The 1481-nt window shown below is 41.7% G+C and carries 1 protein-coding gene and 2 pseudogenes; 1 reads left to right on the plus strand and 2 read right to left on the minus strand.

The genetic code is table 11. The features are described from left to right. Positions 1 to 261 precede the first annotated feature (261 nt). Positions 262 to 654: pseudogene (locus tag BK127_RS42875) on the plus strand (hypothetical protein); the annotation flags it as partial. A gap of 195 nt (positions 655 to 849) precedes the next feature. On the opposite strand, the pseudogene BK127_RS45505 reads toward BK127_RS42875, so the two are convergent. Next, positions 850 to 1188 (minus strand): annotated as a pseudogene (locus BK127_RS45505) (transposase); the annotation flags it as partial. Further along, on the minus strand, positions 1167 to 1295 hold the full coding sequence (locus tag BK127_RS46050; RefSeq protein WP_372237430.1) for a hypothetical protein: 129 nt from the start codon (positions 1293 to 1295) through the stop codon (positions 1167 to 1169). The pseudogene BK127_RS45505 and the gene BK127_RS46050, both read right to left, overlap by 22 nt. Positions 1296 to 1481: the final 186 nt, after the last annotated feature.

Here is a 1481-nt window from a genome sequence, read left to right on the forward strand (position 1 = left end):
ACATGCTAATGAATATAACAATCTTCTCGTCCTATTTGCAGCAATGCTGCTTAAAGACCAGTTAAACTGTGGTGAACTGGCACATCGGAATAGAACTGGGTATAATCGATGACAGTCCAAGTAGGGCTGCATTCAAAATATACCTAGGTAGAGATGCATACAAAACGTAATTGTCCCCATACTAGACATACTGTAATAAGGCAAAAAAACTGCACCTCCAATTGTTAGTCGTGTCTAACAATTGGCGGGCAGTTCATGATCAGCAAAAACCAAGCGAATACGTACTATTTCGATGTGGAAAAGTGCAAGCGATGTCCAAATTCAAGGAAGAATCCTATACAGACGGAGCTAAAACTAAAACGTATTCGGTAACGATAAAGTCCAACGAACACACCGAACAAATGGCGTTTCAAGAAAGTGAGTACTTCAAAGAAAGTCGAAGGAACGCTACAAGATTGAAGCCAAGAATAGCGAACTTAAGCACAAGTGTTGAAAGAAAATACTTTATTTTCCGAGTCTAACACTTTATTTTCTTCTGACAACAGGAACGGGTATGATGTAGCCACATCCTCGGGTCTATTAGGCATGGAGATGCAAGGAGCTATGGCGATATTTGCTGCTAATCTAAAACGAATACTCAAATTAACAGACTAAAAAAATAACATTACATAGAAAAATGGGCCATCTGCTTCGTTTTCGAGAGCAACTGGCCATTTTTTATGCTACAGAATCATTAAGTCTGAAAAAAACTAAGTTCTTCAGTGGCCTCGGAATTCCTCGGCGGTCTTTTTCTCGTATTCGATTAATACACTGAGCTCATCCCTTGTAGACGTTATCCTCGTTAATCTGTTCGGGACTATAGGGAGGCAAAAAGATAAGTTCAAGACGGTCGCGCTGCTTCTTAAGGAATCGCTCGAGCACCTTGGCGTGATGTGCCCTGGCATTATCCAATGCCAGGGTGATTTTACCTTTAGGATAGGATTCTATTTAACAAACCATGTATGCTGAATAGCTTGGTAATCACGAATCATGGCTTCATCTTCAAACCATAAGTGATCAATTTCGCCGTTCTCGTAATTTTTTTAAACCTTGGGAAGGTTGATTCGACAAACTCTTTTTGCTTTTCTTTGTCGGCTGCCGCCAGGGTATACGTTGGCTGGTATAGCTCATACCCAGCCTGTACCGAATGGAGTAACCAACTTTTCACGCCTCGACACCAATAGAGTCGATGAGCGTTCGTTGTAGTCACACCTGACTTGATTACTGCCTTCGATATAGGTTACCAATTTTGTCATACGTGTATGCAATGGTTGTTCCATCTACCCGTGTTTCCCTGCGAGACAGACCGCCGATTATGTCGGCAGCCAGGTGTCGTTATGTCATCGATTATACCCAGTTCTTTTCCGATGTGCCAGTTCACCACAGTTTAACTGGTCTTTAAGCAGCATTGCTGCAAATAGGACGAGAAGATTGTTATATTC

This window comes from Paenibacillus sp. FSL H7-0331 (assembly GCF_001956045.1).